Annotated in this window: 27 protein-coding genes and 1 pseudogene; 10 read left to right on the forward strand and 18 right to left on the reverse strand. The window is 58.4% G+C overall.

What is annotated here, in order from left to right:
• Positions 1–28 precede the first annotated feature (28 nt).
• Both recO and ACXHRN_RS19425 read right to left on the reverse strand, forming a co-directional pair.
• Positions 29–760 carry a DNA repair protein RecO gene (recO, locus tag ACXHRN_RS19420; protein WP_488637947.1) on the reverse strand — a complete coding sequence of 244 codons (732 nt, stop codon included), beginning with the start codon at positions 758–760 and terminating at the stop codon, positions 29–31.
• Positions 761–769: 9 nt separating this feature from the next.
• Positions 770–1,381 carry a DNA-3-methyladenine glycosylase I gene (locus tag ACXHRN_RS19425; RefSeq protein ID WP_488637948.1) on the reverse strand — a complete coding sequence of 204 codons (612 nt, stop codon included), beginning with the start codon at positions 1,379–1,381 and terminating at the stop codon, positions 770–772.
• A gap of 211 nt (positions 1,382–1,592) precedes the next feature.
• Between ACXHRN_RS19425 and ACXHRN_RS19430 the strand changes: the two genes are divergently transcribed.
• The 3 genes from ACXHRN_RS19430 (at position 1,593) to ACXHRN_RS19440 (ending at position 4,006) form a co-directional block, all read left to right on the forward strand.
• Positions 1,593–2,339, forward strand: a complete 747-nt coding sequence (locus tag ACXHRN_RS19430) for a L,D-transpeptidase (protein ID WP_488637949.1) — start codon at positions 1,593–1,595, stop codon at positions 2,337–2,339.
• A gap of 139 nt (positions 2,340–2,478) precedes the next feature.
• Positions 2,479–3,177: a L,D-transpeptidase gene (locus ACXHRN_RS19435; protein ID WP_488637950.1), complete on the forward strand. Its 699-nt coding sequence runs from the start codon at positions 2,479–2,481 to the stop codon at positions 3,175–3,177.
• 163 nt (positions 3,178–3,340) lie between these two features.
• Positions 3,341–4,006 (forward strand): outer membrane protein, encoded by a 666-nt coding sequence (locus ACXHRN_RS19440; protein WP_488637951.1) that lies wholly within the window; start codon positions 3,341–3,343, stop codon positions 4,004–4,006.
• A 119-nt stretch (positions 4,007–4,125) separates the two neighbouring features.
• On the opposite strand, the gene ACXHRN_RS19445 is transcribed toward ACXHRN_RS19440, so the two are convergent.
• The 6 genes from ACXHRN_RS19445 to ACXHRN_RS19470 form a co-directional block, all read right to left on the reverse strand.
• Positions 4,126–4,362: a hypothetical protein gene (locus ACXHRN_RS19445; RefSeq protein WP_488637952.1), complete on the reverse strand. Its 237-nt coding sequence runs from the start codon at positions 4,360–4,362 to the stop codon at positions 4,126–4,128.
• Between the two features lie 131 nt (positions 4,363–4,493).
• Positions 4,494–4,937 carry a hypothetical protein gene (locus ACXHRN_RS19450; protein WP_488637953.1) on the reverse strand — a complete coding sequence of 148 codons (444 nt, stop codon included), beginning with the start codon at positions 4,935–4,937 and terminating at the stop codon, positions 4,494–4,496.
• 12 nt (positions 4,938–4,949) lie between these two features.
• Positions 4,950–5,417 (reverse strand): hypothetical protein, encoded by a 468-nt coding sequence (locus ACXHRN_RS19455; protein ID WP_488637954.1) that lies wholly within the window; start codon positions 5,415–5,417, stop codon positions 4,950–4,952.
• A 54-nt stretch (positions 5,418–5,471) separates the two neighbouring features.
• Complete coding sequence (gene glcF / locus ACXHRN_RS19460) at positions 5,472–6,770, reverse strand: glycolate oxidase subunit GlcF (RefSeq protein WP_488637955.1); 1,299 nt, start codon at positions 6,768–6,770, stop codon at positions 5,472–5,474.
• A gap of 3 nt (positions 6,771–6,773) precedes the next feature.
• Entirely contained in the window at positions 6,774–7,967 is a 1,194-nt protein-coding gene (gene glcE, locus ACXHRN_RS19465; protein ID WP_488637956.1) for a glycolate oxidase subunit GlcE, read from the reverse strand.
• 202 nt (positions 7,968–8,169) lie between these two features.
• Positions 8,170–9,609, reverse strand: coding sequence for an FAD-binding oxidoreductase (locus tag ACXHRN_RS19470; RefSeq protein WP_488637957.1), 1,440 nt, complete (start codon positions 9,607–9,609; stop codon positions 8,170–8,172).
• A 162-nt stretch (positions 9,610–9,771) separates the two neighbouring features.
• On the opposite strand from ACXHRN_RS19470, the gene ACXHRN_RS19475 reads away from it, so the two are divergent.
• Positions 9,772–10,668: a LysR family transcriptional regulator gene (locus tag ACXHRN_RS19475; protein WP_488637958.1), complete on the forward strand. Its 897-nt coding sequence runs from the start codon at positions 9,772–9,774 to the stop codon at positions 10,666–10,668.
• Here the strand turns inward: ACXHRN_RS19475 and ACXHRN_RS19480 are convergent.
• Positions 10,665–12,074, reverse strand: a complete 1,410-nt coding sequence (locus ACXHRN_RS19480; RefSeq protein ID WP_488637959.1) for a DUF6880 family protein — start codon at positions 12,072–12,074, stop codon at positions 10,665–10,667. The genes ACXHRN_RS19475 and ACXHRN_RS19480 overlap by 4 nt on opposite strands.
• A gap of 26 nt (positions 12,075–12,100) precedes the next feature.
• Positions 12,101–13,366: a DUF3422 family protein gene (locus ACXHRN_RS19485; RefSeq protein ID WP_488637960.1), complete on the reverse strand. Its 1,266-nt coding sequence runs from the start codon at positions 13,364–13,366 to the stop codon at positions 12,101–12,103.
• Between the two features lie 264 nt (positions 13,367–13,630).
• Between ACXHRN_RS19485 and ACXHRN_RS19490 the strand changes: the two genes are divergently transcribed.
• Entirely contained in the window at positions 13,631–14,455 is an 825-nt protein-coding gene (locus tag ACXHRN_RS19490) for a FadR/GntR family transcriptional regulator (RefSeq protein ID WP_488637961.1), read from the forward strand.
• 185 nt (positions 14,456–14,640) lie between these two features.
• Positions 14,641–15,777 (forward strand): alpha-hydroxy acid oxidase, encoded by a 1,137-nt coding sequence (locus ACXHRN_RS19495; protein WP_488641951.1) that lies wholly within the window; start codon positions 14,641–14,643, stop codon positions 15,775–15,777.
• Positions 15,778–16,124: 347 nt separating this feature from the next.
• Here the strand turns inward: ACXHRN_RS19495 and ACXHRN_RS19500 are convergent, their stop codons facing one another.
• The gene (locus tag ACXHRN_RS19500; RefSeq protein WP_488637962.1) at positions 16,125–17,336 is read right to left on the reverse strand and encodes a reprolysin-like metallopeptidase; all 1,212 of its coding nucleotides are present in this window, start codon (positions 17,334–17,336) and stop codon (positions 16,125–16,127) included.
• 572 nt (positions 17,337–17,908) lie between these two features.
• Here ACXHRN_RS19500 and ACXHRN_RS19505 point away from each other — a divergent pair.
• A complete protein-coding gene (locus tag ACXHRN_RS19505; protein ID WP_488637963.1) occupies positions 17,909–18,646 on the forward strand; it encodes a gamma-glutamylcyclotransferase in 738 nt (245 codons plus the stop codon).
• On the opposite strand, the gene ACXHRN_RS19510 is transcribed toward ACXHRN_RS19505, so the two are convergent.
• Both ACXHRN_RS19510 and ACXHRN_RS19515 read right to left on the reverse strand, forming a co-directional pair.
• Positions 18,579–19,805 (reverse strand): tetratricopeptide repeat protein, encoded by a 1,227-nt coding sequence (locus ACXHRN_RS19510; protein WP_488637964.1) that lies wholly within the window; start codon positions 19,803–19,805, stop codon positions 18,579–18,581. The genes ACXHRN_RS19505 and ACXHRN_RS19510 overlap by 68 nt on opposite strands.
• Positions 19,806–19,828: 23 nt before the next feature.
• Positions 19,829–20,098, reverse strand: coding sequence for a winged helix-turn-helix domain-containing protein (locus tag ACXHRN_RS19515; protein WP_488637965.1), 270 nt, complete (start codon positions 20,096–20,098; stop codon positions 19,829–19,831).
• Between the two features lie 149 nt (positions 20,099–20,247).
• Here ACXHRN_RS19515 and ACXHRN_RS19520 point away from each other — a divergent pair, with 149 nt between their 5' ends.
• Entirely contained in the window at positions 20,248–21,327 is a 1,080-nt protein-coding gene (locus ACXHRN_RS19520) for a winged helix-turn-helix domain-containing protein (protein WP_488637966.1), read from the forward strand.
• Between the two features lie 66 nt (positions 21,328–21,393).
• Positions 21,394–22,527 carry a hypothetical protein gene (locus ACXHRN_RS19525; RefSeq protein ID WP_488637967.1) on the forward strand — a complete coding sequence of 378 codons (1,134 nt, stop codon included), beginning with the start codon at positions 21,394–21,396 and terminating at the stop codon, positions 22,525–22,527.
• A gap of 320 nt (positions 22,528–22,847) precedes the next feature.
• Here ACXHRN_RS19525 and ACXHRN_RS19530 read toward each other — a convergent pair whose 3' ends face one another.
• Both ACXHRN_RS19530 and ACXHRN_RS19535 read right to left on the reverse strand, forming a co-directional pair.
• Positions 22,848–23,132, reverse strand: a complete 285-nt coding sequence (locus ACXHRN_RS19530) for a hypothetical protein (protein ID WP_488637968.1) — start codon at positions 23,130–23,132, stop codon at positions 22,848–22,850.
• 206 nt (positions 23,133–23,338) lie between these two features.
• Entirely contained in the window at positions 23,339–23,485 is a 147-nt protein-coding gene (locus ACXHRN_RS19535) for a DUF1127 domain-containing protein (RefSeq protein WP_488637969.1), read from the reverse strand.
• 210 nt (positions 23,486–23,695) lie between these two features.
• Here ACXHRN_RS19535 and ACXHRN_RS19540 point away from each other — a divergent pair.
• Positions 23,696–23,894 (forward strand): annotated as a pseudogene (locus tag ACXHRN_RS19540) (NADPH-dependent FMN reductase); the annotation flags it as partial.
• Here ACXHRN_RS19540 and ACXHRN_RS19545 read toward each other — a convergent pair.
• Genes ACXHRN_RS19545 through ACXHRN_RS19555 form a run of 3 tightly spaced genes read right to left on the reverse strand, consistent with a single transcriptional unit; the run spans position 23,881 to position 25,342 of the window.
• Positions 23,881–24,672 (reverse strand): COG4705 family protein, encoded by a 792-nt coding sequence (locus ACXHRN_RS19545; protein WP_488637970.1) that lies wholly within the window; start codon positions 24,670–24,672, stop codon positions 23,881–23,883. The pseudogene ACXHRN_RS19540 and the gene ACXHRN_RS19545 sit on opposite strands and share 14 nt — an antisense overlap.
• 13 nt (positions 24,673–24,685) lie before the next feature.
• Positions 24,686–24,937, reverse strand: coding sequence for a hypothetical protein (locus ACXHRN_RS19550; protein ID WP_488637971.1), 252 nt, complete (start codon positions 24,935–24,937; stop codon positions 24,686–24,688).
• A gap of 45 nt (positions 24,938–24,982) precedes the next feature.
• Positions 24,983–25,342, reverse strand: coding sequence for a hypothetical protein (locus ACXHRN_RS19555; RefSeq protein ID WP_488637972.1), 360 nt, complete (start codon positions 25,340–25,342; stop codon positions 24,983–24,985).
• Positions 25,343–25,499 lie beyond the last annotated feature (157 nt).

Genomic DNA, 25,499 nt, shown 5'->3' on the forward strand with positions numbered 1-25,499 from the left:
GTCCATTCTCCCCGCTTCGGCGGGGAGATCAGGCCGCCAAACTATCCAGCACAGCCCTCATGAACCCCTCTCGCGCCGTGCCCGGTTCCAGCCCGCGCGGGCCATAGACGTGGCGGTCGAGAAAATAGCGGGTCAGACGGAAAGCCTCTATCAGGCTGTCGCGGTTGGCTGCCTCGTGCGAGGTGTCACGCAAAAATTCCGGCAGGTGAAAGAGCTTGTCCTTGTAGGGAAGTCCCGCTTCCCGGCTGACGGCGCGGCCGGATTTCGGCGAGACATATTCCAGCTGTTCGCGCGAGCCCGTGGCGGCGCATTCCAAGAGGTCAAGGCCGAAGCCGAGATCGTTGAGCACGGCAAGCTCGAAGCGCACGTAAAGCTCACCGGCGCCGGTCGGCTCGTTCAGGTGATCGAGCACGATGTTGAGCATGTCGAAGAGATGTGGATGCGGGTCGCGCTCCGGCAGCAGCCTGAGAAGCGCCGCCAACGCCTGGACGCCGTGCAGGCTGGCGGCATTTTCCATCAGCACCGCGGCGCGGAAATTCAGCGGTTCGAGGGAGAAATTGCCGAGATGCTCGTCGAGCCTCGCGCGCCAGGTCACTTCGACCAGATTGCCGGGCTGCAGCACTGGCTGCATGGTCCGCGAGCGGCCATTGCGCACCAGTCCGAGATGGCGGCCACGGCCACGGGTCATCACCTCGGCGATGACGCTGGTTTCGCCATGCCGCCTTATGCCCAGAATGATCGCCTCGTCCTGCCATTGCATGGCTCTATCTTACTTCATGTCAAGCGCTTTGGCACGGCAGAAACAGCCCTCGAGGTGGTCGTTGACCAGCCCCATCGCCTGCATGAAAGCATAGACCGTCGTCGGACCGACGAAGCTCCAGCCACGTTTCTTCAGGTCCTTGGAAAGGCGTGTCGAGGCCGGCGACACCGGATTGGCGCGCAGCCAGGTGAGGTCGATCAGGTCGGGCCGCTCGCCCGGCAGCGGTGCATGTTTCCAGAAAAAGGCGTCGAGCGTGCCGAATTCCTGTCTCAGTTCAATCGCCCGCCTGGCGTTGTTGATCGTCGAGACGATCTTGCCGCGATGACGGACGATGCCCTTGTCGCCGAGCAACCGCTCGATATCGCCGTCGTCGAAAGCCGCGACCTTGTCGATCTCGAAATTGGCAAATCCGGCGCGAAAATTCTCGCGCTTGCGCAGGATCGTCAGCCAGGAAAGGCCGGACTGAAAACCCTCGAGGCAGATCTTCTCGAACAGCCGGCGGTCATCGTGGACGGGATAGCCCCATTCCTCGTCGTGGTAGCGCTGGTAGTCCTCTAATCCGCCGTGCCAGAAGCAGCGCGTCTTGCCGTCATCGCTGGTGATCAAACCGCTGTCGCTCATGCCGAATCCAATTCACTTTTCTCGCTCCGCCCGGATTTACCATTGCCTAACCGTATTTCCAAACCTGGCAGTAACCCTGACAAAAGGTTTCCCTTTTGCCGCGGGGTTTAATGAACGATCGTTTACCATTCGCTTGCCGATCCGCGTGCAAGGTCAGTTCATGACTTCAGGCTCCCCAAGTATTCAGGCTCCCAAGTATAGAGTAGGCCCGATGATGAAAAGATTGCTTCTTCTTGCTTCCAGCGTTCTGGTGCTCGCGACATCGGCCCATGCCGACGATCGCTACAAGGTCGTGCGGCCGGTGCTGATCGAGTCCGGCGTGGCCGGCCAGTGGGTCACTCAGTTGGCCGGTCCGGTGCGCCCGGTGGTCGTCCGCCGGATACAAAAGGTTCAGGATTATCGCCTGCAGCGCCGCCTCGCCCGCCAGCGCCAGCAGGCCGACCAGTCGCAGGTTCAGCAGGTCTCTTATAGCACCGAGCAGCAGCAGGATTACAGCAAGATCGACCCGCAATATCTGCCGCAGATGGTCGAATATCCGACCGAGCAGAAAGCTGGCACGATCGTGATCGACACCAACAACCGCTTCCTCTACCTCGTCCTCGGCGATGGCAAGGCACGGCGCTATGGCGTCGGCGTCGGCAAGCCGGGCTTCGAGTGGGCCGGCTCCCACAAGATCACCCGCAAGTCGGAATGGCCGGAATGGACGCCGCCGAAAGAAATGATCAGCCGCGAGGCCGCCAAGGGACATTACCTTCCCGACCATATGGAAGGCGGCGAAGCCAACCCGCTCGGCGCGCGCGCCATGTATCTTGGCTCCTCGCTCTACCGGATCCACGGTACCAACGCGCCCTGGACGATCGGGTATGCCGTTTCCTCGGGCTGCATTCGCATGCGCAACCAGGACGTCGTCGATCTATACGAGCGTGTCAACGTGGGCACACGTGTGATCGTAATGTGACACCAGCCAACAAGTCGGAGCAAAATCGCGATTTCACGTCAATGTGAGTGATTGCTTGGGGCGTCTGAAACGTAAGCGTTCTTGAAATTATCGGCAAAGCCGGTAGTTTCGGTCGATATCGATTTGAGGGGATCTCCGCATGCTCGGACTGAAACACGTCATCGCTGCCGGCGTCATTGCTGCAACCGGTTTTATCACCGTGCAGGACGCGAGCGCATTCACCAATTCCAATGCACCCGCCGGCGCGGTCCAGAGCGACGTCACGCTGGTTGCCATCCAGAAGCCGGTCGCCGCGAAGTTCAAGCGCCGGGTCGTCAAGCTCGTGACCAACGAAAGGCCGGGCACGATCATCGTCGATACCAACAACAAGTTTCTCTACTATGTCGAGGGCAACAACAAGGCGACGCGCTACGGCATCGGCGTCGGCCGCGAAGGCTTTGGCTGGTCGGGTGTCGTCAAAGTGCAGCGCAAGGCCGAATGGCCGGGCTGGACACCGCCGAAGGAAATGATCCGCCGCGAAGCCGCCAAGGGTCACATGCTGCCCGACTATCAGGAAGGCGGCATCGACAACCCGCTCGGCGCACGCGCACTCTACCTCTACAAGGGCCGCAACGATTCGGGCTTCCGAATCCATGGCACCAACCAGCCTTGGTCGATCGGCCTCAACATGTCGTCCGGCTGCATCCGCATGATGAACAAGGATGTCGAGAACCTCTACGACAAGGCCCGACTCGGTGCCAAGGTGATCGTCGTCGGCCCCGGCAATCGCCAGGGCAACGTGCAATTTGCCGACCACGGCGTGGACTACTTCCGCACGTTGTTCTCGTCTTTCGACTGAGGTAAATTTTACGATGATATCGGGGCTCCGGCGCTTGCGTCCGGAGCCTTTTTTACTACGATTCTAATTGGGGCCAATTTCGATTCGGCAGCCTGACACATGGCTGTATCAATAGACGTCCATATCGGGCGGCTTCGAAACTGGAGAAGGGGAAAGCAACGTCATGCGTCGTATTCTATCTTTGGGTGCGCTTGCCGTCGCGCCGTTTCTGTTTGCCGCCCAGAGTGCATCTGCCGATCCTGTCCTGTCTGTTTACGGCGGTTATCAGACCGCACCCCACAGCACGGTTACCGTGACCGACGGCACCGAATTCGTCAGTGGCTGGCAGGGCAAATCCTTCTCCATGCCGCCCTACTGGGGTGTTCGCGGAACCTATTGGCTGGAGGATTTCGGCTACGACAATATCGGCCTGGCGCTCGATTACAGCCACAGCAAGGTCTATGCCGACAAGGAAACGCTCAAGACCAAGACTCCCGGTTGGACGCATTTCGAATTCACCGATGGGCTGAATCTCGTCACCGCCAACGTGCTTTATCGCTTCAAGTCACCCGATCGCGCCTGGACGCCTTATCTCGGCATCGGCGTCGGTGCCAACGTGCCACATGTCGAGGTCATCCGTCCTTCCGGCAAGACCTGGAATTACCAGGTCGGCGGCGTCACAGGCCAGCTGATGGCCGGCATCGACTACAAATTCACCAATCACATCTCTGCCTTCAGCGAATACAAGCTCAATTATTCCCGCGTCAATGTCGACATCGACTCTGGCGACCAGCTGAAGACCAACATCCTGACGCATGCCCTCAATCTCGGCGTATCCTATCATTTCTGAGACCTGAATGAAAAAGCCCGGTTCTGGAGGAACCGGGCGAGTTCTGGGGAGGATCAGAGCGCTGACCATCCGGGTTGCAGGGGAAGCGCCGGATGGTCAGGTATGCGAAGGGGTAGACATCAGCCGCAGATGCGAACGCGCTTGATGTAGACGTTGCCCCAATCGTCGTAGCGGCGGACCTTCTTGATGAAGCAATAGTCGTTGTAGTAGGCCGGGCGGATGACGATGCGCGGGCCGCCCCAGTAGTGGTGATGGCCATACCAGCCATGATGGCGGCGCCAGCCGGCTTCGGCAACGGACGACAGCGATACGGTGGCGACGACTGCGGCAACGGCAGCGATGATGTACTTTTTCATTTGAGTTCTCCTCGGAGTGATTTGATTTGCTTCTGGTTTCATTTGTCTGGATGGTCATTTCCATCCGTTGAAACCTTTTTCCCACACCCACACTGCCCGCGCTGTTTCCACGGGAACAGGCTCGACATTCGTTAGTCCGCAGAACATTCGACAACGCCCGTCCTGGTGATATGGCTCCCGTCCGCATTCCATATTTCAAGCGTGTAAGGCCCGCGGTAGGTGGCTTCCTCGTAAGCCTTGGCGAGCACGGTCACGCGGATGCTGGCCCACGGCTGATTGTCGGCATTGTTCTTCTGCACGATGAGCCGCACGTCATCGCCATCCCACCAGCGCTCGGTAAGATTCTCGTCCTTGATAGTGAACTTGGCGATATCCGTCGGCAGCGTCGTGTTCAGGCTCTCCACTCCGCCCTCGATACCCCACCAGCCACCTGTGCCGTCGCGGGCCTGGGATGCCTTGAAATGGAACTTGACGTTCTTATCCTCGACGTCGCACCAGACGCCGCCGGTAGCAAAGGCATGCAGTGGCGTGGCAAGGAGCCCTGCCCCGAAAATGGCTGCGGCCAGATACTTCATCACTTGATCTCCTCAGCCGGCCGAGCAGGATGCCGGCCCCTCGATCTTGATGACTTCGCTCTCCTTGCCGGGCACGACGGCGGGCGTGATCTCGAGCTTGTATGTGCCGCTGTAGCTGTTCCCGTCCTCACCGACGACGGTTTGGATCGTCAGTTTCACGGCCGCAAAGGGCACGTCGTCGCCCTCGGTCTCCTTGTAGAACTGCAGTCGGAGATCCTTGCCTTCGAACCATTGCTGGATCACCGGCAGAGCGTCCATTTCCAGCTTCTTCAGCGACGCGAAAGTTTGGGGATGCTTGGATTCGAAGCTGACCTTTGATTGAAACAGCGGGCTGCTGCCGGAGTAGCTGAACAGCGACTCGAAGGTGAAATCGAGATTCTCGTCATTGATCATGCAATCGAGATTGCCGGTCGCTGATGCCTTTAGTGGAATGCAGGCGATGCCCAGCGCCAGCGCGCAATATGTCAGTGACGATTTCATCTTCACGTCCCGTTCAATCGAAGTGATTGCCGGTAACACGTGCGACACGCGCAATTAATTCAACTTTGCAGGCTTCTTGCCGCCATAGGCCCAATTGAGAAGCTCGATCGTATGCACGGCCGGGATGTTCGTCGAGGTGCCGATCTGGGTAAGGCAGCCAAGATTGCCGGCGGCAATGATATCCGGCTTGAGCGCCTCAATATTCTTCACCTTGCGGGCCTTGAGCTGGTCCGCGATATCGGATTGCAGCATGTTGTAGGTGCCGGCGGAGCCGCAACAGAGATGCCCCTCCGCCGGATCGCGCACCGTAAAACCCGCCTTGCGCAGCAGCGCCTTGGGCTGGACCGTGATACGCTGGCCATGTTGCAGCGAACAGGCCGCATGATAGGCGACGACCAGACCCTTGGAGGGCTGTTCAGGCAGATCGAGGCCATCGACATATTCCGCCACGTCGCGCGCGATCGCCGAAACGCGTTTTGCCTTTTCGGCATATGCGGGGTCGGCCTTGAACATGTGGGCGTAGTCCTTGATCGTGTTGCCGCAGCCCGACGCCGTGATGACGATCGCATCGAGGCCGGCTCCATCCATTTCTGCGATCCACGCGTCGATGTTGTTGCGGGCCGAGGCGAGCGCCGGCTGCTCATGGCCCATATGATGGCGCAACGAGCCGCAGCAGGCCTCCCCCTTGGGCAGCACCACCTCGATGCCGAGATTGGTGAGCAACTCGATCGAGGCTTCGTTGATGCCGGGATCGATGACCGGCTGGACGCAGCCAGTCAGCATGGCCACGCGCTTCTTTCTGGCGCCCTTGGCTGGAAAGGTGCCAGGTTCGGAAAACCGCGACTTCGGCGGCAGCGAGCGCGGGGCAAGCTCGACCATGGCTCCGAAAGCCTTGAACGCCGGCACGCGCTTCATGAGCGGGGCGAAGGGCCGACCGAGCTTGGCAAGCGTCATGGCGAAACGGAACCGGCTGGCCGAAGGCATGAAGAAAGCCAGCAGCGCCCGCTGCAGCCGCTTCATCGGCGGCCGCTTGTAGGTCTTTTCGACATGGATGCGGGCGTGGTCGATCAGATGCATGTAATCGACGCCGGACGGACAGGTCGTCACGCAGGCAAGGCAGGACAGACAGCGATCGATGTGCAGCGCCACCTTCTCGTCCGCCGGCCGATCGTTCTCCAGCATGTCCTTGATGAGATAGATGCGGCCGCGCGGGCTATCGAGTTCGTTACCGAGCGTCACATAGGTGGGACAGGTCGCCGTGCAGAAGCCGCAATGGACGCATTTGCGCAGAATGCCTTCGGCTTCGGCAGTCTTCGGATCGGTGAGTTGCGCGGGGGAAAAATTGGTTTGCATGTGTTACCCCATCCGCCCCGGATTGAAGATGCTCGCCGGGTCGAATTTTTCCCGGATGCGGGCGTTCAATGCCGCCACGGCGACTGGTGCAGGCTCGAATACCGGGACGGTTTTACGCTGTTCATCGGTCGCGGCAACCAGCGTCGCGTGGCCGCCGCCGAAATGGCGGATCATGTCGCGCAGCATCTCGGCTTCCGGTTCGGCCTCCATCCGCAGCCAGAGCAGCCCGCCCTGCCAGTCATAATAGCCGTCAACGCCGGTTTCCATGCGTAGCGCCGACAGCAATTGATGGCCCGAGGTCGGAGGAACCGAGATTTTCCACAATGGCCGGTTCCTGCCATCGGCATGGAAAGGTTTGACGTCGGCAATCTCTTGCCAGAGCGCGGTGCTCTCGTCCTGTGCAAGCACCGTCACCGGCGCGCCCTTGAGAAGGGCCTTCAGCCTTTCCACCCGTTCCGCAACTGAAAAAGCAAGACCTTCGAGCCGCAGCACTGTGGCTGCACCCTCCGGCAACCGATTGCCCAGAAAACGCCATTTGCAGCTGTCCGGCAAATGTGCGGCACCCGAGACTTCCACGGATTTCGACAGCGCGTGCGACATCGCCCAGCTGGAGTCCTCGTCATCGAGGCCCGACATGACGACGGTCGCCGACGTCTCGGGTCTCGGCAAGACCTTGAAGGTGAGTTCGGTCATGAAACCGAGCGTGCCGAACGATCCGGCCATCAGCTTGACGAGGTCGAGGCCGGTGACATTCTTCATCACCCGGCCGCCGGCCTTGACCACGTCGTTGTGGCCATTGACGAAACGAACGCCGAGCAGATGATCACGCGCCGCGCCGGCCTGGAAGCGCCGGGGGCCGGACAGGTTGCAGGCAAACAGACCGCCGATCGTCGCCTCGCCTTCCGTGCCGAGAATGCCGCGGTAGTCGGGCGGCTCGAAAGCCAACATCTGGCGGTTTTCATCGAGCGCTGCGGTGATGGTCGAGAGAAGTGTGCCGGATCTGGCCGAGATCACCATTTCGGCGGGGTTATAGGATGTGATGCCGGCGAGAGCGGAGGAAGACAGTGTCTCCTGCGCCTCGACTGGCTTGCCGAGACCACGTTTGGTGCCGGAACCGATGATTTCGATGGATGTATTTGCAGCGGAGGCGGCGCGGATGAGGTCGGCGGCTTCGGATTCGGTATGGGGGGTTAGCATGGCATTGCCCCTTCCACAAACTCCCTCATTCCTGTGCTTGTCACAGGAATCCAGCAGTGGCGCGTCCGCGCCACGAAGGAAGCCTTGAGGACCGGCGTAATTGCCGCTTGCAACGTGTGAGATGCAAAGAACCTTTTCGGCTTGCCGACGCAAGCCGGCTGGATTCCTGTGACAAGCACAGGAATGAGGGAGTGTTTTGCTCTCATCCCGCCGTCCGCCCTTCAAGCGGGAACACCTTGGACGGGTTCAATATCCATTTCGGATCAAACGCCGCGCGCAGCCGCATCTGCTGGGCAAGATCGGCTTCCGAGTATTGGTGCCGCATCAGGTCGCGCTTTTCGATGCCGACGCCGTGCTCGCCGGTCAGGCAGCCGCCGTGATCGACGCAGAGCCGCAGGATATCGTTGCCCGCGGCCTCGGCGGCGGCGGACTCAAGGGGATCGTTGATGTTGTAGAGGATCAGCGGATGCATGTTGCCATCGCCGGCGTGGAAGACATTGGCGACGCGCAGGCCATGACGCTCGCAGATTTCGTAGGTGCCTTTCAGCACTGCCGTCAGCTCCGATAGCGGCACGGTGCCGTCCATGCAGATATAGTCGGCAATGCGGCCGGTAGCACCAAAGGCGGATTTGCGGCCTTTCCAGATGGCGGCAGCCTCCATGGCCGACTGGCTTTCCTTGATGGCCTTGACACCGTGGCGGCGGGCGATGTCGATGATGCCCTTGAGCATCATGTCCATCTCGGTCTCGGAACCCTCGACCTCGACAATCAGCAGCGCCTCGACATCCATGGGATAGCCGGCATGAGCGAAGGCCTCGCAGATCTCGATTGCCGGCTTGTCCATGAATTCGATGGCGACAGGAATGACGCCGGCGCCGATGATATCGGACACGCAGGCGCTTGCGCCTTCCGCCGTCTCGAAGCCGAACAGCACCGGCCTGACACCTTCCGGCTTGGCAAGCAACCGCACTGTTGCCTCGGTGACGATGCCAAGCTGGCCTTCCGAGCCACAGACGACGCCGAGCATATCAAGGCCGCTCGCATCCAGAGCCTTGCCGCCTAGATCAATGATGGTGCCATCGAACAACACCAGCTTGACACCCAGCAGATTGTTGGTGGTGACACCGTATTTCAGGCAGTGGGCGCCGCCGGAATTCATGCCGACATTGCCGCCGATCGTACAGGCGAGCTGCGAGCTGGGATCGGGCGCATAGAAGAAGCCGTCGGCGGCCACCGCATCGGATATCGCCAGATTGGTAACCCCGGCCTGAACGACCGCAGCACGGTTTTCGAAATCGACCTCCAAGATGCGGTTCATTCGGGTGAGCGCGATGACCAGCGCATCCGCCTGGGGGATCGCTCCACCGGAAAGCGAGGTCCCTGCCCCACGCGGCACAACGGGGATGTCGTAGCGGGCGCAATATTTGAGCAGTTCGGAGACCTCCGCCGTGGTGCGCGGCAGGGCGACGGCGAGCGGCAGGTTGCGAACGGCAATGAAGCCATCGGTCTCGAAAGGCACCAGCTCGAAAGCATCGGAGACGATACCCTCCGGACCGACCAGTTCGCTGAGATCAGCTATGATGATGTCGCGGCGAGCGAGAACCCTCGCGTCGGGCGGCAGGAACGCCAGTGCTTCATTCATGTCTCTGCCTCCCTCGTATCAGCCAGTTTCCTGATCCGGCCTGTTTCGTCAATGATTATATCCCCTTGTGCCTATCCTTGCGTCTCTTTTTCTCGGCTCAACACTCTTGCATGAACAGGAACAAATCTGCATTGATTATGCCACTTTAGAGCAAGGGGCGGCATGGCAAATCTCGCGGATCTGGAAATTTTTGCGCGTGTGGTCGCGAGCGGCTCAATGTCGGCGGCGGGCCGCGAACTCGGACTTCAGCCGGCGATCATCTCCAAGCGCATCAAACGACTCGAAGAACGGCTGGGCACACGGCTCTTCCAGCGCACGACGCGGCAGATATCGCTCACCGAGGCAGGCGAAGGCTTTCATGAGCGCGTGGTGGCGGCACTCGCAGGGCTGGAGGACGCCGAGGCTTTCGTTTCCGGAAAATCCGGCGAGGTGCGCGGGAGGCTGAAGATCTCGGCGCCGACGTCCTTCGGCCGCATGCATATCGCCCCGCATCTCAAGGCCTTTTTCGATCTCTATCCGGCGCTGCGGGTCCAACTCATACTCACCGACGAGTTCCAGGATATCGTTGCCGAGGGCTTCGACGTGGCGATCCGCATCGCCGAACTCGGTGATTCCAGCCTCGTTGCCCGCAGGCTGGCGCCGGTGAAGCGCGTCCTTTGCGCCAGTGCCGACTATGTACGGGCGAATGGCATGCCGACGGCGATTGCCGATCTGGAAAAACATGTCTGCATTGCCGCCCACAACAATGCCCATTGGCAACTGATCGGGCCGGACGGTCCGGTGACATTGAAGCCGGAGGGGCCGCTTGCCACCAATTCCAGCGAGGTGATCCGCGAAACGGTGCTGGCCGGTCTCGGCATCGCGCTGCGCTCGACCTGGGATATCGGACCGGAGCTGAGGTCGGGGCAGTTAGTGCGGGTGCTGCCGCAATGGGAGGGCTCGGCCAGTGTCGGGCTTTATGCCGTCTATCCCTCGCGGCAATTCCTGGCCGCCAAGGTGCGCGTGTTCATCGATTTCCTGGCCGATCTCTATGGGCCGGAGCCCTATTGGGAAACCTAGCGAAGTTGCGCAGGCAGCAGTTCCCAAAACGAATGCTTCCGCCCATGCCGCCGTCTTATATCGTCGACGAAAGTCGAGTGGGCCTCGAACGGCAGTTGCTCCGGCAGTAGGGATGACAAGTCTGCAAGTGCTGTGAAGTAGCGCGCGGCATGCGGATAGGCTTCGCCATTGCTGGGGATCAGGATGGCGTTAAGCAAGGCACGATAGAGAATGGTCGCGGCGACGGGGTCGTTGCTGACAAGCGCATCGGCTGCAGGCATGAGATACTCGTATTCCCGTCCATCCCATTTCTTGGCATGTTTCCGCACATGTCCGGCTGCGAGATCAAGCCTTGGCCATTCGACCAGAAAATCCAGCGCCGCATAGATCTCCTGGCTTTCCAGCGCGGCAGCAAACGCCTTGTCGAGTTCGTCGAACTCGGCGAAATCGTCGAGCTTGGCGATGTAGCGACGCAGGATCGACGCATCGAGTGTCTTGAGGAATTCCTGCCAACGGATCGCCTGGGCTGCATCACGTTGCTTCAACCCATCAAGAATTTCGGCCTCAAGCAGCCTGCGTTCCCGCGCCTGGTAATCCGGCCCGACGCTGGTGGCGACGCCATTGACTGGCAGCGTGCGAATTCCCGTCGTCTTCTTGCGCGCCCAGTCGAGTGCTTCGCCGAGCCGCCCGGCCTGATGGAGCATCGCGGCGACGGCAAAACTATCCTGACGGTTGTCCGGCCTCGCTTTTTCCAGAGCGATATAGGCGTCGAGATCACCGTTCCTGAGATAAAGCCGCTGCAGCAGTCGCGACAGGAACGGCCCGGTCTCGCCCGCTTGCAACTGGCCTTCGAGAACCGCCTGCCAGACATCGGCGGCTGGTTTGGCGATGCCGCAAAGCACGACACCGAAGAATTCGCTGCGCTCGCCGTAGCGATCTCGCTTTCGCTCTTTCTCCAAGATCGCAACAGCGTTCGCCTGTGCCTCTTCCGGCAGCGTCGGCACAAGCTCGGCGATCACAGTTTCAAGATCGGAAAACACTTTCATCAGCCGGGCGCTGTCAGACTTGAGGCGGTGCTCAATCGCTGTGCGCAAGGCCATGACGCGCATCAGCCGTTCGAAAGCCGCGAACTGATCGATGCTGCCGAGCTCCGACTGGATGTTGCGGATGAAGGCAGCGAGTTCGACCGTGAGGTCACGCGCCCGCGCGCTGTTGATCGAGGTCCGCGCCGTCTCGAGCGCATCAAGCCGTCTGTCGATCAGGAGGATGATGTCTTCCGGCCCCGAGATACCTGCGAGCGCGGCTTGCAACCGGGCCTTCAGCGCCTTGTTGGCGACGGACTCCTCAAGCAGTATATCGACGAGCTTCTCGATCCCGAGCCCCGTCAGGCCCTTGGCGTCGAGCCTCGCCTTCACCTTTTTTGCCATGCCGCCGAACAATCCCCTGAGCCGCCTCAGCCGCTATCGTGACCCTTACGGATTCGGCGCACAACATACCAGACGGCCAGCACGGCGACAGGCACGAAAAAGCCGGTGAGCGTACCGGGGTCAAGCGGCAGGAAATGGCTCAACGACTTCGCCAGATAGCCGAACAGCCCCACCACATAATAGGAAATCGCGGCCACCGACAGGCCTTCGACCGTCTGTTGCAAGCGAAGCTGCATCTCGGCTCGGCGGTTCATCGCCCCCAGCAGCGCGCCATTCTGGCGCTCCAGCTCGACATCGATCCAACTGCGCACCAGAGCATTGGCGCGGGTCAGCTTGCGCGACAGGTTGGCCTGCCGCTCCTCCACCGATTGGCAGGTGCGCATCGCCGGCGCCAGCCGCCGTTCGAGGAAGGCGCCCAGCGTTTCGAAGCCCGGCATGGAGGTTTCGGCGAGCGTCTTGATGCGTTCCTGGACGATACCGTAATAGGCACGCGACGCACCAAAGCGATAAAGCGCCAGCGCTGCATTGGCTTCCAGATCGGCAGCCATGCGAGTGATTTCCGATAGCATCTTATCGGCTTCTTCGCGGGCTTCCGACTTCATCTTCTGGGTGATCGCCGTCAGACCGTCCTCGATGCGGCGGATTTCCGGCGACAACGTCTGCGCCAGCGGCAGCCCGAGCATCGCCAGCGTCCGATAGGTCTCGATCTCCAGCAAACGTTGAACCAGCGCGCCGGTGCCGAGTTGCGTCATGCCGCGGTCAACGACGAGGATCTGCGTCAGGCCATCGCCGTTCTGACGGAAGTCGGTGTAGATCAGCGCCTGGCCATCCTTGACCTGGCTGTAACAGAGGCTGGCGGGATCGAAGGCGGCGATTGCCGTTTCCACTTCAGGTCCATCCGGGCGGATTTCCAGCCTGATGCCGGAGATCAGCGATCCCGGCGGCTGGAAGCCATCGCCAAAGGGATGCGAGATCACCTCGCCGCCGAACTTGTCCGGCAGTGGCCCATCCCAGAACCAGGTCGAGAATTCGGTATGTTGCTCCCAGCGCAAAGTACCCGGTCCCCAAGCCATCGCATGGTGGCGCGCATCGCGTCCGGGAGGCGTGACACCACGCTGCCGCGACATCTCCGCCATGACAGCATGGTCGACACCCGAGCCGCCATCCATCATGAAGGCCAGCTGGATGATGACACGCGGCGCCGTGACCAGCACATAGGGCCGAGCGTGAATTTCACCCAGTGCCCGCGCCCGATCCGGCGCTTGCGGAAAAGAAAAGGCACGATTGCCCATATGCACTGCCCCCAGAGCGAATTTTAGCGAGCGCGATTGGCCCGAGTTCCCCGAGCATAGTCTGGCGAAGAACATGGCAAAAGAAAAGCGGCGCTTTGCCGCAGGATTAGCGGAAAAATCCGTAGGATTGGCGGAAGGATCGATAACAACCATGCAATTTTAATATGGATGTTAAATCTGCAAGGATCGACGCCAATCCAACAAGTGGACAAATAAATTGACCACTTTTCCATTTCCTGCTAAAAACTGTCGCAGGAGATGACGATGGGCGAAGAGCTGTTCCAGGGGATCGATCATATGCGGACGGCCGACGAGGCCGTGCAGCAGATCGAATTGCTGTTGCTCGACGGTGTGCTTTCGAGTGGCGACCGGCTGCCGAGCGAGCGGGAGTTGGCCGAGAAGCTCGACATATCACGGCCCGTGCTGCGCGATGCGCTGAAGGAGCTCGAAAACCGGCAGCTGATCGTCAGCCGCCACGGCGGCGGTACCTATGTTGCCGATCTCATCGGCCAAGTGTTTTCCAAGCCTGTCGCCCAGCTCGTCTCCCGCCATGAGCGGGCCACGCGTGACTATCTGGAGTATAGGCGCGAGCTTGAAGGGCACGCCTCGGAGCTTGCGGCGCGCCGCGCAACGCCTGCCGATCGCGAAAGGCTGGCCGCAATTATCGCCGAGATGAAGACGGTGCATGAAAGCGGCGATTTCGACGGTGAAATGGACGCCGACGTCGACCTGCACAATGCCATCGGCGAAGCCGCGCACAATCTCATTCTCATGCACACGCTGCGCGCCTGTTACCGGCTGTTGAGCGAGGGGATCTTCCATCATCGCCGGCTGATCTTCGATCTGCCGGGCGCGCGCGAAAAGCTGCTGGCCCAGCATGAAGCCATCGTTGCGGCGATCGTCGCGGGCGATCCCGCCGCCGCGAGGCAGGCGGCAGAAGCGCATATCGACTATGTGGCAGTATCGGCCACAGATGCCTTGCTTTCGCAGGAAAGGCAGCAAGTCGCCAATTTGAGGAAAATCCAGAGAGAGGCAACCAAGCCCGGCCCATCGCCGGACAAGAGAAGCGCAAAAGGAGCACAGACATGAAATCGACCGTGAAAATCGATGACGTGAATGCTGATACGCCTGCCCGCGACATGCTCTTCGAAGAGGCCGTCAGCCTTGATACCAGCCGCGCCATTGCGCTTGCGCCGATGGGCCACGAACTCACACCATCCCAGAACGGCACCGCGCCAGATGGCGGGCCACAAGACTCGATAGGAAGCAGAGATATGAAATCGGTCCTCACCATCGCCGAAATGAAGGAACGCGCGCGCAGGCGGGTGCCGAAGATGTTCTTCGATTATGCCGACAGCGGCGCCTGGACCGAGAGCACTTATCGGGCCAACGAGGACGATTACGCCAAGATCAAGCTTCGCCAGCGCGTGCTGGTCGACATGACCGGCCGGTCACTCGAGTCGACAATGATCGGCCAGAAAGTGTCGATGCCCGTGGCGCTTTCGCCTACCGGCTTGACCGGCATGCAGCATGCCGATGGCGAGATGCTGGCGGCACGGGCGGCGGAAGAGTTCGGCGTGCCGTTTACGCTGTCGACCATGAGCATCTGCTCGATCGAAGATGTCGCTTCGGTCACCAAGAAGCCGTTCTGGTTCCAGCTCTATGTGATGAAGGACCGCGAGTTCGTCGAGAACCTCATCAACCGCGCCAAGGCGGCGAAATGCTCGGCGCTGGTGCTGACGCTCGACCTGCAGATCCTCGGCCAGCGCCACAAGGACATCCGCAACGGCTTGTCTGCGCCGCCGAAATTCACGCCCAAGCATATCTGGCAGATGGCGACGCGACCGTTCTGGTGTCTGGAAATGCTGCAGACCCAGCGCCGTACCTTCCGCAACATCGCTGGCCACGCCAAGAATGTATCGGATCTTTCGTCGCTATCCGCCTGGACCGCCGAGCAGTTCGACCCGCAGCTTTCCTGGAAGGACGTGGCCTGGATCAAGGAAAAGTGGGGCGATCCGCTGATTCTCAAGGGTGTGCTGGATGTCGAAGATGCGCGCGCCGCGGCCGACAGCGGCGCCGATGCCGTGATCGTGTCGAACCATGGCGGCCGTCAGCTCGATGGCGCGCATTCCTCCATCTCGATGCTGCCGAGGATCGTCGATGCCGTTGGTGACAAGATCGAGGTGCATGTCGATGGCGGCATCCGTTCCGGCCAGGACGTGCTGAAGGCGGTCGCGCTCGGCGCCAAGGGCACCTATATCGGCCGGCCGTTCCTCTACGGCCTCGGTGCCGGCGGCAAGGCGGGCGTCACGCGGGTGCTGGAAATCATCCAGCGCGAGATGGACATCACCATGGCGCTGTGCGGCAAGCGCAACATCAGCGAGATTAACCGCGACATTCTTGCAGATTGATATTCCCACGCGCTGAGACGCCTGCTTAGAAAAGTCACGAATCCCAGGTTTCGTGTCACAATGGCTGAGTCATTGACGACACGGCCCCTGAAGAGGAGCTTTTCAACCGTCTGGCACACGATGGGTTTGTCGGTTGCTTTGCGATCAGTATGCGCTCTTCCAAACGCGGCTATTGGCAGGATTTCTGAGCGACCTTTGCACAGAGGCTGATACACTTGTTCGAAAAAGGGCAGGCCGTAGGCGAAATCGGAGCCGATGAGCGAGAAACGCGATGCAGAGCAGAGATGCTTTTACGAGACGGCAGCGCCGTCTTCGTTTAAAGTTGACTGTTTCATCGTAGATGAGCCCTAGGTGCTCCCTCTCTCTGCCGCCGCGATTAACTTTGCGATAGACTCAATATCGTCTGACAGTCCGCTCCTCGCGACATCGCTGCGCATGCCTTGAGAGCCGATCTGGACTGCTTGGTCGAGCAGTTCTCGAAGCGGTCCTCCTTTCGGCGGTATTCTGAAGAGCACATCCTTCAGCAAGACCCATCCATCCCCGACAGCAAGCCTCCCAACAAACAAGACGCCTTCCTTGTCATCGCGTCCCACTTGATGGGTAATACAGATTCGAGCCCTCATGTTAATGGGGTCGATATTGGCGATTTGGATGCGAGTACCTCCTGCGATAACCATCTCCAACTGCGGCGGCCCGAACGTTTGGCCCGCCTGCCAGTCATTCACAAAGTTTGCAGCATCCGATGCGATTACTTTTGCGTTGCTGCCATACAGGGAGTGAATAAGCACGCTCGCTCTCTGCGGAATTCCGGCATCCCACCGGTCTGGAATGCGCAGTTCAATATAGAACTGGCCAATTTGTGCCGCGAGGTAACCCGGAATCTCCGGGTGGCCCAGAGGAACCAGGTCGATACATTCCGAAAAACTGCCGTTGTTGGGCTTGGTCCACACTCTCGAACGCGGGAGCCAAGCCATCCTGTCTAAATTGGGCGCGCAAAGCAAAGGCCCGCGCTGACCAAAGCGTGGGTGATTGTGGGAGAACACATTCATGGCGCTCATGATGTCGTACTGGTCCCAGTATTCACCGGGCGCGGACCAGGTGTTGGTCTTGCGCGTCGACTGATCATATGAGTGATCGAGGCCGAAAACGTGCCCTGTTTCATGAGCGAGAAATGTCACATTGTAGTCTCCGGGTCCGCCAAGCACTCCGCTACCAGCATTGCCGCCATCGCCCACACTCACGTTGTACAAGGCGACAAATCCATCGAACTCGCTGGTATCGATGCCAAAAGCATCTATGGCTCCCTGAATCTTGCTCCACCGGTCAGGCCTGGTGCTGAGAAAATCGTCCTTACTTTGTTGAAACGTCCGCCATCCGAAGACCTCCGTCGTGTCCAGATTGATCCCGCCAAGCGAGGCATCTGTCCAATAGTCGTTCAGACCACCTGTTCCTTTGGTCACGAACAGATCAGTGAAATAGTCGACGGGTTCCGGCTCGATGTCCGCCGTATCGTCAAATTTGCAGAGAAGGACCGCTAGTTTCTGGCTACCTGTTGGCATTGTAATATCCTCCTTTTTGTTCCGCTGATTTGCATGCTGTACAAAGAAGAGAGTATGAGAATGCTACTGCCGCTCCGAACGGCGGGTAAGATTGCGACTGATATGGTGCGCAACAAATGAAGCGCTCAGAGTTATGCTGAGTAACGCCGTCGCCTGCTCGGTATACGATGATCGACAAATCTCAATTAGGCCGATGACAACGCTTTGCATTGCCAAATCAATCGGTCTTTCACACTTTGGCTCCGCCGCTTACATTGATGCAATCAAGAGCAATCGTTGACGCGGCAACTCCCTATAAGCGGAACCATCATGGCACAACCTCGTGGAAATTCCAGTTGAGGGATGGTTCACAGATCATCTCACGAACGGCATGCAGAGGATTGCGATAAGCTTGAAGTGACGTAGACTTTTACGTGTGGAGCAAAGTCTGGTAGACGAACCGCCCGCCCATTGCCTCGGCGAGTTTCTCTGCACCCAAACAACAGCTTTCAGAGTAACATCATTTTTCCTTCAGGATTCACGTAACCCTATGGGGTTATCTCTACCGAACGTAGATCGACGGAGAAACTCATTTGAAGCTCACACCTATACTGGTGGCCCGGACTATGAGAGCGGAGGCTGATCCAGGCCCTGACTCCGCTACAAATCTCCTTACTGAGGCCGATTTCGCGGCGACCGCCGAACGCCTGACGGGCCAGCGGAGAGATCAGGCATTATGGGTTTTTGCATACGGCTCGCTGATCTGGAAACCGACTTTTGAAGCTGTTGAGACGAGGCCAGCAATTGCCTGCGGATTTCATCGGTCGTTCTGTATTCCGCTTACTCGATGGCGCGGAAGCCCTGCTCAGCCAGGGCTGATGATGGGGCTACGTCCCGGCGGCAAATGTCGTGGCATCGCATATCGGCTGCCAGACCATAACCAGCACAACACTCTGGTCGATCTTTTAACGAGAGAGGTCGATGACCATGCAGGCTTGAACTTCGTTCGCTGGATTAATTGCACCATTGGCGGCAATCAACTTACGGCACTGTGTTTCTGGGTTAATCCAGGAGGTGAGTATCTCGCACCCAAACAATCTCTTGAGAAAATCGCGGAAGCGCTCTCGTCCGCATGCGGCCATATTGGCTCCGGAGCGGAGTATCTCTATCAAACTGTCTATCATTTGGAACAATTGAAGATTCGAGACCGAAATCTATGGAGATTGCAGGAACTGGTCGCTGAGCAGATCGAGAACGGCCTGGTTAAGACGGCGAGGCTCGATCTCTCCACGCATCCAGCGCAAGCGACAGACCTTGTTCCAGCCGTTTGAGGTCGGCTTCATGCTCGAACGCCACTTCTTGGGCGAAATTCGCAAAGGAAAAATTGGGGGACTGGGACAAGATATCTTCAATCACCTCATTTGCCCGGTCAATTTGCGCGGCCTGCGCATAGGCGGCCGCTAAGCGGGGCATCATCCAAAGCGGTACATCCTGGATTTTTCTGATTGTCGCAGCAGCTTCCGCGTATTGGCCAGCCGAATATTGCGCAAGTGAAAGGTCGTCAAAATACCAGGATGGGTGAACCGGGTTTATGGCAATCGCCCTTTCGATTGCCGCAATCCCGTCCGATGCTCGCCCGCGAACCGTTAGCAGATAGCCAAGGTCGCAGATTGTGTTTGCATCGTAAGGGTTAAGGCTCAAAGAAATCCGGATATGATGTTCTGCGGCTTCAAAACGACGGGCAATCGCCGATATCAGGCCGAGTATTCGTTGGCATCGCGGCTCTTCAGGCCGCAGCGTAACAGCGTGCTGCGCCCGCTTGGTAGCCTCCTGTATCACCGTCGGTCCCGCACGAGAATAGCCCGCTATCACCACCTCGGTAAGTGCGAGATGGGCGTGCGCTATTGCGTACTCGGCGTCGCTCTCCAAAGCACGCAAGAAGTAATCTCGGGCAGCTTCATTATCTCCATCGGCATAACCCCGCAGCTTTGCAAGTCCCCTGAGAAGAAGCTCATAGGCAGCCAGGTTTTTAGTAGGAACCGGGGAAGCCTTTGTGATCGTGACGTCGGCCAAGCGTGCAACGAGCCTGTTGACGACGCGGAGCGCAACCTGTTCGACAACTTCGAAAATGTCTGGTCCGCTTGCCGAAAAGCGATCATTCCACAGAACGTCACCGGATTGCACGTTTAACAGACTGACTGAAACTGTCAGGCGTTCTCCAACCCTGACGCTACCGCTGACGTAATATCTGGCACCGGCCCGCCTTGCGATGTTGTTTTCGTCAGAAAGTTCTGAAGTTCCCAAGGAAAAGCTGGTATTCCGGCCGAGAACACCGAAGGTGCCGAACTTCGCGAGGGCGTTCAGAATATCTTCCGCAATGCCGTCAACAATTGGCGTGTCGGATTCAGGCCCGAGGTTTGAAAATCGAAGGACTGCGACCTTCGGCTCCGGCTCGAAAGTTGGCGAATTTTTCGTTGCCGTTGCGAACATATATCCACGCTTTGGAACGGTCTTTATAACAGCGCCGTCGTGCTGATCGTCTTGCGCAGGTCCCGGACCGCCTGTGTCAGGGAATCTTCGCCGACATACACATTTGGCCAAAGGGTTTCCATCAGGTCACCCTTGGAAACTACAGTGCCTGACTTCTCCAGAAGAGTCGTCAGTAGCAGCATTGCTTTAGGCCGCAAACTTACCGGAATACCCTGTTCCAGCAACAATCCTCGCTCCCGGTCAAACTGGAAGCGTCCGAAAGCGTGGATTTGCGATGTGGCTTGATTGGACATCGTGACAATCCTGGTTCCATCGAAAATGACCGAGGTTCAAAAGATCGTCAATCCCGCGATATGGAATGCTGCGTGGGATACGCGATGGTCCTTTCGTCTTAGCGCAGGAAGGCTAGACTATCTCGAAGCTTCCAAGGAGCAGATTGAAGATGAACGAGGATGCAACACGTCGGATCGGATCATGCATTCTTGATCTCAATCGAGGCACGCTAACCAGCGATGGCAGACTGGTGGATGTTCGACCCAAAACGTTGAGCCTACTAATTCATCTCTCCAACAACTGCGGGCGCGTTGTTTCCAAGGACGAACTGCTCAGCATAGTTTGGCCTGATGTCATCGTATCGGAGGATTCTCTCACCCAGTGCATCCGCGATCTTCGTGTCGTTCTGGGCGATATGAATCAACGGCTGAACAAGAATGTTTATAAACGGGGGTACATTCTGGTCGAACCTGACGGCACGACCAATGCCGCTCCCGATACGACCAACACCAGGCCCGGTGACGGCGGTGGCCACTCGCATCATGAACAGACCCTGGCGGTTCTTCCGTTCTCCGCCCAAGGCGATCTCGATCCTGTACTGATCGATGGCATCGTCGAAGAGATCATCCACGGATTAGCAGGTTTCAAGACGATGGCGGTCATCGCAAGAGCGTCGACGTCTCAATTCCCGCCGTCCAATCGGCCGCCTCCCAACATTGTTGGTGATCGACTTGGAGCCGAATACCTCGCGGAGAGAAATTTCGGGGTGATCGAGTCCCGATGCCGGATATCGGTGTCGCTGACACATGCTTCGACTTGTAAACAGATGTGGGTCGAGCAATTCGAATGCCCGGTCGAGGAACTAACCCAAATCGATGCTGTGATCGCGCGTCGGATTGTAACGCGTCTGGTTGGAGGCATCGAAGAGTCTGCGCTTCGATCTATTGCGAGAAAACCGACAACAAGCCTTCAGGCGCTCGATATGTTGATCCGTGGGAAACGCTTCTTGCGTGGATGCCAACAAGAATGCTATCGCATGCTTCCGCCAATGACCGCTGTCGGCCCCATAGTTGCCATAACGCTGTACGGCTGGTGGCATTTGATACCGAGTCCTTATTTTTGTCGACATCTGCGCAGATCGCTCTTTTTTGACCCTCTCCGGCTTTCGTCGCGCGATCGTCGACTATTCCTTGCATCAACCATAAGTAAATTATGCCCATGGCGTGTGATGCCAACCGGTGTAGCGTGACGGACGCCGCCCGCCAGACTTATGCGACAACGCTGGCATGCCGCTTGTGACCCCGAGGTGCTCAGATTGATACGCCGTCGAGAAGCCTTCTTCATTGCCGCCATCATCGCGGTTCTGCTGCCAACGCAGGCAATTTCCACCAGTATTTTATCGGGCAACTCATCGACGCTATGTCTCGTTCCAGTCAAACACGGCGAGCCAACCAAAGCCGACATCTACCAGTCGTTTCGGCTGACGTCGAAGGTCGTCGCCGTGCGTGGCTTGGATCATCCGATTATTTTCCCATTAAACCGTGGTGGTGTATGGACGATCGACGCGGCAGGGGCGTACGTCCCGTTCGGAGGTGATTTCCCCAACCATTATCAAGACCAGTATGCCTCCGACACATCGACAGGAGACGTGATTGGCGTGAGCTGGAAACTCGGAGTTTTCAGGCTTCGACCAGGTGAGACCCAGTTCGAGCGCCTCTACGCGGCCGACGGAAAGCCGTTCGTTCATCCTTTTTCAGCGGCGTACGTGGCACGTTTCGGAGGCACGGTCATCTCGGACAACTCGGGCCTTTATCTGCTCAGGCCCACTGGGGAGATCAAGCGGCTGTACTGGGATACGCGCGTCGGTGGGAAGTCGCCGGGACGAGTGTTCGACCTGCCCGAACTGAAGCTGCTTTTGTTCACCGCCGAAGGTTATATCTACGCGAGGGACGATAGCGGCAACTTGACGATTTTCGACAAAGGTTTTGGAGGCCTTCAGGCCGCTCGTGTCACTGCGGACGGCAGAATCTTCCTGAAGCGGAATGGGCAAAACCTTATCGTGCCGTGGCCTCCTGAGGACCCGACACGCCCTCCGGCCCAGCAAGGAGCTAGCACCGAAGAAAACTTTGAAGGCGTCGAGACTTCCTTCCGCACTTTGGTCAAGGTACACGACAGGCAAATGTCTGTCGACTTGCCCTCGCGAGTTTACAACTCGCCGACGGAGTTTCCGGATGGCGTTATGGTGGCAAACGCGGGTAACGACGGTCTTTACACGTTGAACGCCGAGAACAGCTGGGATTTGGTCGACCAGAGCCGCGAGATCGCGGGGAATGTCATCTACCTCTTTCAGCTCCCCATCGAAAATCGAGCCTTGTTGGTCAACGGAAAGAAGGGACTTTTCCTCTTGGTCCAGAGGACCGATGCGCGAGCAGCCGGGTGCCTGAGATGAATTGCCGGACGACCAGATCGGTTCGAGTGCCCGGCTTATCCGCCCAGGTGTGAGTGGCACACCGCTTACGGTCAAAGCCCCCAAGCCGCCCCACGACAGCATCGAGCGGACCCCGCCTTGAACTTGCGTCGAGGTGGAGGCCAGCCAAAGTGCAGCTACCACCAGCGCAATGTAGCTCGACATAACAACAAAAGCCACGAGGATGTTGCGTCCGCCGACAAATCCCTCTCTCAAGAGCATGAGGTTGTTCGGACCCACTGAGATCATTGAAGCCGCCCCCATTGCGAGCCCGACGCTCAGACCGCTAAGCTCTCCCGTCATCATGACGAGAAACCCCGGACCAGATGGTATTGCAGCGCTTCGGACGGTTGCCTCGCCCCCACGACATCAAGTTCAAAGTCCTGAAATTTCGAAACGGGACGCAAAGGAGGATTCTCGAAGCCCAGATCGGAGCGCTGGGGGTAAGTCAAAGACCCTTTGACATCCAGGGCGTCAGTGACGCGCTGATCATGCCAACGGGTGAAGAGAGATTTGAAAACCGTCACCAGCATAGCGCGGCGGCGGGGTGACTGACGCGGGGATGTCTCTATTGCAGTATCCAACATTTCTGCCTCCATCCATAAGCTGTGTGGATGGTAAGAATGTCGGCCAGCTGATGCTGAATGTCCTTTAGTTTAAGGGAAGTTATTCTGAGATTTTTCTGAAGCAAAACGAGCGAACATCGTCCGCGTAGCGCGTGCCTGTATCTTCAAGAATATAAAAACGCCCGCTACTTTGCGGGCGTGTAGTAGTCGGTGATCGACGTATCGATTTAACGGGCGAAAACGCCTCGGGCCACATCGTGGATTTCGGACTGGATGATGCCGATGTCGTCAAGCTGGCGGGCGTTCATGCGGCCAAGCTGAGAGACGGTCTGACGGTAAGCGATAAGGTTTCTAAGAGTGCGTGCGACGGCCATGATAATCCCCTTTCATGAGGGCTTGTGACGTCAGCAACCTCGCTTGGTCCCGGCGTCGTTTCGATGACACTGATGTAGGATTTCATCGAACTTGCAGTAGGGGCCGTTGCATCATCCCACCCATGCAGCACTTGCATAGTGGTTTAATTCTCCGGACGCGGGGCGTATCCTCGGTGTTGACGGGCCGCTAATGTTGCAGAATTCCAAGTCATCGGCGCATTCTCAACGCATAGGCCGCGTGTTCTGATCCTCTGCGGTTCCCTACGCCCCGTTTCCTATAGCCGTCTGCTTGCTCATGCGCGTCGCCTGCTCGAACATTATGGAGCCGAAGTCCGAGTGTTCGATCCAAACGGACCTGCCGTTGCCGGATGGAGCGCCAGTGACGCATCCCAAGGTCAAGGAGCCTCGCCCACCGGGAGTTCGGCGGCTTCCGGTTCGTAACGCATCGTCATGTAGATGACGGTAGCAACGATGATGGCGAGGAAGATGAGGCTGGTCACGGTGGTCCCGAGCCCAAAGCCACTGTATTCGACCGGCTGCGAAAGCAGGTCGCCGATGGAGGCTCCGAGCGGACGAGTGAAGATATAGGCGAGCCAAAATGCAAGGATCGCATTGACGTTCAGGAGGTAGTAGCCCGCCGCGATCACAGCGATCACTGCCCCAAAGATGATGGCGGTGGTGAGATAACCAAAACCGAAGACTTCAGCCACGAGGTCGCCAGCAGCCGTGCCGAGCGCGAAGGTGAAAAGGATAGCCAGCCAATAGAAGGCTTCACGCCGAAAGGTGAAGATCGAGTGGATGGAAAGCGTGCCTTCGAAAGCGTACCAGACAGCGAAAGTGGCAACTAGAGCGATGGTGAAGACGATGGTCGTGGTCTCTAGAGCGACACCGAAATTGTCGACCAGGTTGTCGGTCACGAGCGTGCCGACGACGCTGATCAGCACCACGGCCAGCCAATAGCTCCATGGAACGTATCGCTTCTGCCAGAACTGAAGCACGAGGGCAGCGATGAGAACTGCCGACATGAAGATTGACGTGGCGGTAAGCCCGAAACCCATGTTGACGGCGAGATAGTCTGCCGCCGTCTCACCCATGGTCACGGCGGTCAGTTTGATAAGCCAAAAGTCAGTGGTGACGCGGGGAACGCGGTTCAACGCCCCCTCAACCGGAATCGTCTGTTGGGACATTGATCCGCTCCGCCTATTTGCTCATGGCCGCGAGGGCCTGGTTGAAGAATTCGTTCGAGCGGTTGTCGTCATCCGCGTTGCAGCGCTCGATCCCTTTGCTGATGAGATCATCGACCTTCGTCGCATCAGCGCCTGCGAGTGTGGCGGCGGCGCGTGTCGTGCGGACTTCCTTGAGTGTTTCCTCGCAGGGAACCTTGGCATAGGCTGCCGGTGCAAAGAGAGAGACGCCGCAGGCGACAGCGGCAGAGAGCAAGATTTCCTTCATGGGATTCTCCTTTTGTGTGTTTGTGCTGTTGGAGGATGGACGCCCTCATTGGGCAGAGGGGTCCTTCAGAGTGTCGATTAGAGCCGACACGGTCTTCTGAGCCTCAACGGCACTAGGGCTCCCGGCCCGGAGCGACGCGATTGCAGCGTCTGCCGCATCATCAATCGTGCTCCAGACGCTCTTGTCCTTGGGGTAAAGTGCCGACTCGGCGTCGTCCCATGCCGTTTCAAAATCGGTGATCCGTTTTTCGGCAGCCTTCATCTCACCTTTGTCGACGAGCAGAAGCGTTTCGGAGGCAATGGCTTCAAACGACGCCATGTCTCCAAGTTTCATAGATGCCGCCATGGCGAATGTTCCCGCAGCCAAGGGGATGATGACCGCAAAGGGGATGAGCCAGGTTTTCATGTATTGTCTCCGTTTCGAGTGGGATCGATGAACCCGATAACGAAGACGATGCTGGTGCGATTTTACTGCCGCATTGCCGGAAACATACGGATTGGTAAGATGCACGCTTTTTCATAACTTACGAAAATGTAAGGCTTTCCCAAGGTTTCGGAAAAGT

The sequence above is a fragment of the Shinella sp. OV683 genome, from assembly GCF_057787725.1.

What these genes read in the sequence shown, in the direction of transcription:
- ACXHRN_RS19515 (WP_488637965.1), bottom strand. Translation starts at nt 20,098, where the DNA reads ATGTCCAATCAAGCCACATCGCAAATCCACGCTTTCGGACGCTTCCAG.
- ACXHRN_RS19455 (WP_488637954.1), bottom strand. Translation starts at nt 5,417, where the DNA reads ATGAAATCGTCACTGACATATTGCGCGCTGGCGCTGGGCATCGCCTGC.
- ACXHRN_RS19490 (WP_488637961.1), top strand. Translation starts at nt 13,631, where the DNA reads ATGGGCGAAGAGCTGTTCCAGGGGATCGATCATATGCGGACGGCCGAC.
- recO (WP_488637947.1), bottom strand. Translation starts at nt 760, where the DNA reads ATGCAATGGCAGGACGAGGCGATCATTCTGGGCATAAGGCGGCATGGC.
- glcF (WP_488637955.1), bottom strand. Translation starts at nt 6,770, where the DNA reads ATGCAAACCAATTTTTCCCCCGCGCAACTCACCGATCCGAAGACTGCC.
- ACXHRN_RS19550 (WP_488637971.1), bottom strand. Translation starts at nt 24,937, where the DNA reads ATGAAGGAAATCTTGCTCTCTGCCGCTGTCGCCTGCGGCGTCTCTCTC.
- ACXHRN_RS19470 (WP_488637957.1), bottom strand. Translation starts at nt 9,609, where the DNA reads ATGAATGAAGCACTGGCGTTCCTGCCGCCCGACGCGAGGGTTCTCGCT.
- ACXHRN_RS19435 (WP_488637950.1), top strand. Translation starts at nt 2,479, where the DNA reads ATGCTCGGACTGAAACACGTCATCGCTGCCGGCGTCATTGCTGCAACC.
- ACXHRN_RS19430 (WP_488637949.1), top strand. Translation starts at nt 1,593, where the DNA reads ATGATGAAAAGATTGCTTCTTCTTGCTTCCAGCGTTCTGGTGCTCGCG.
- ACXHRN_RS19500 (WP_488637962.1), bottom strand. Translation starts at nt 17,336, where the DNA reads ATGCCAACAGGTAGCCAGAAACTAGCGGTCCTTCTCTGCAAATTTGAC.
- ACXHRN_RS19520 (WP_488637966.1), top strand. Translation starts at nt 20,248, where the DNA reads ATGAACGAGGATGCAACACGTCGGATCGGATCATGCATTCTTGATCTC.
- ACXHRN_RS19480 (WP_488637959.1), bottom strand. Translation starts at nt 12,074, where the DNA reads ATGGCAAAAAAGGTGAAGGCGAGGCTCGACGCCAAGGGCCTGACGGGG.
- ACXHRN_RS19555 (WP_488637972.1), bottom strand. Translation starts at nt 25,342, where the DNA reads ATGAAAACCTGGCTCATCCCCTTTGCGGTCATCATCCCCTTGGCTGCG.
- ACXHRN_RS19485 (WP_488637960.1), bottom strand. Translation starts at nt 13,366, where the DNA reads ATGGGCAATCGTGCCTTTTCTTTTCCGCAAGCGCCGGATCGGGCGCGG.
- ACXHRN_RS19475 (WP_488637958.1), top strand. Translation starts at nt 9,772, where the DNA reads ATGGCAAATCTCGCGGATCTGGAAATTTTTGCGCGTGTGGTCGCGAGC.
- ACXHRN_RS19445 (WP_488637952.1), bottom strand. Translation starts at nt 4,362, where the DNA reads ATGAAAAAGTACATCATCGCTGCCGTTGCCGCAGTCGTCGCCACCGTA.
- ACXHRN_RS19495 (WP_488641951.1), top strand. Translation starts at nt 14,641, where the DNA reads ATGAAATCGGTCCTCACCATCGCCGAAATGAAGGAACGCGCGCGCAGG.
- ACXHRN_RS19440 (WP_488637951.1), top strand. Translation starts at nt 3,341, where the DNA reads ATGCGTCGTATTCTATCTTTGGGTGCGCTTGCCGTCGCGCCGTTTCTG.
- ACXHRN_RS19425 (WP_488637948.1), bottom strand. Translation starts at nt 1,381, where the DNA reads ATGAGCGACAGCGGTTTGATCACCAGCGATGACGGCAAGACGCGCTGC.
- glcE (WP_488637956.1), bottom strand. Translation starts at nt 7,967, where the DNA reads ATGCTAACCCCCCATACCGAATCCGAAGCCGCCGACCTCATCCGCGCC.
- ACXHRN_RS19510 (WP_488637964.1), bottom strand. Translation starts at nt 19,805, where the DNA reads ATGTTCGCAACGGCAACGAAAAATTCGCCAACTTTCGAGCCGGAGCCG.
- ACXHRN_RS19545 (WP_488637970.1), bottom strand. Translation starts at nt 24,672, where the DNA reads ATGTCCCAACAGACGATTCCGGTTGAGGGGGCGTTGAACCGCGTTCCC.
- ACXHRN_RS19535 (WP_488637969.1), bottom strand. Translation starts at nt 23,485, where the DNA reads ATGGCCGTCGCACGCACTCTTAGAAACCTTATCGCTTACCGTCAGACC.
- ACXHRN_RS19450 (WP_488637953.1), bottom strand. Translation starts at nt 4,937, where the DNA reads ATGAAGTATCTGGCCGCAGCCATTTTCGGGGCAGGGCTCCTTGCCACG.
- ACXHRN_RS19530 (WP_488637968.1), bottom strand. Translation starts at nt 23,132, where the DNA reads ATGTTGGATACTGCAATAGAGACATCCCCGCGTCAGTCACCCCGCCGC.